The sequence below is a fragment of the Streptomyces sp. NPDC050732 genome, assembly GCF_040654255.1.
Lineage (GTDB): Bacteria > Actinomycetota > Actinomycetes > Streptomycetales > Streptomycetaceae > Streptomyces.
The window spans coordinates 1,426-2,961 of sequence record NZ_JBFAHP010000081.1 but is presented as its reverse complement, the minus strand read 5'-3'; the positions used below and the strand labels follow the sequence as shown (position 1 = coordinate 2,961).

The following is a 1,536-nucleotide window of genomic DNA, read 5'->3' as shown; positions in this document are numbered from 1 at the left end:
GTTTCAGAACCAACACAGTGGACGCGAGCAACTGAGGACAAGCCCTCGGCCTATTAGTACCAGTCACCTCCACCCGTTACCGGGCTTCCAGATCTGGCCTATCAACCCAGTCGTCTACTGGGAGCCTTAACCCCTCAAAGGGGGTGGGAATACTCATCTCGAAGCAGGCTTCCCGCTTAGATGCTTTCAGCGGTTATCCTTTCCGAACGTAGCCAACCAGCCATGCCCTTGGCAGGACAACTGGCACACCAGAGGTTCGTCCGTCCCGGTCCTCTCGTACTAGGGACAGCCCTTCTCAATATTCCTACGCGCACAGAGGATAGGGACCGAACTGTCTCACGACGTTCTAAACCCAGCTCGCGTACCGCTTTAATGGGCGAACAGCCCAACCCTTGGGACCGACTCCAGCCCCAGGATGCGACGAGCCGACATCGAGGTGCCAAACCATCCCGTCGATATGGACTCTTGGGGAAGATCAGCCTGTTATCCCCGGGGTACCTTTTATCCGTTGAGCGACGGCGCTTCCACAAGCCACCGCCGGATCACTAGTCCCGACTTTCGTCCCTGCTCGACCCGTCGGTCTCACAGTCAAGCTCCCTTGTGCACTTACACTCAACACCTGATTACCAACCAGGCTGAGGGAACCTTTGGGCGCCTCCGTTACCCTTTGGGAGGCAACCGCCCCAGTTAAACTACCCATCAGACACTGTCCCTGATCCGGATCACGGACCGAGGTTAGACATCCAGCACGACCAGAGTGGTATTTCAACGGCGACTCCACGAACACTGGCGTGCCCGCTTCAAAGTCTCCCACCTATCCTACACAAGCCGAACCGAACACCAATATCAAACTGTAGTAAAGGTCCCGGGGTCTTTCCGTCCTTCTGCGCGAAACGAGCATCTTTACTCGTAGTGCAATTTCACCGGGCCTATGGTTGAGACAGTCGAGAAGTCGTTACGCCATTCGTGCAGGTCGGAACTTACCCGACAAGGAATTTCGCTACCTTAGGATGGTTATAGTTACCACCGCCGTTTACTGGCGCTTAAGTTCTCAGCTTCGCACACCCGAAAGTGCACTAACCGGTCCCCTTAACGTTCCAGCACCGGGCAGGCGTCAGTCCGTATACATCGCCTTACGGCTTCGCACGGACCTGTGTTTTTAGTAAACAGTCGCTTCTCGCTGGTCTCTGCGGCCACCCCCAGCTCACGGAGTAAATCCGATCACCGGTGATGGCCCCCCTTCTCCCGAAGTTACGGGGGCATTTTGCCGAGTTCCTTAACCATAGTTCACCCGAACGCCTCGGTATTCTCTACCTGACCACCTGAGTCGGTTTAGGGTACGGGCCGCCATGAAACTCGCTAGAGGCTTTTCTCGACAGCATAGGATCATCCACTTCACCACAATCGGCTCGGCATCAGGTCTCAGCCTTGTGTGCGACGGATTTACCTACCGCACGGCCTACACCCTTACCCCGGGACAACCACCGCCCGGGCTGGACTACCTTCCTGCGTCACCCCATCACTCACCTACTACCA

Annotated in this window: 1 rRNA gene (only partly in view); it reads right to left on the bottom strand. The window is 56.3% G+C overall.

The features are described from left to right. Positions 1-33 precede the first annotated feature (33 nt). Positions 34-1,536, bottom strand: a 23S ribosomal RNA gene (locus AB0H82_RS36330) (it continues 1,371 nt past the right edge of the window).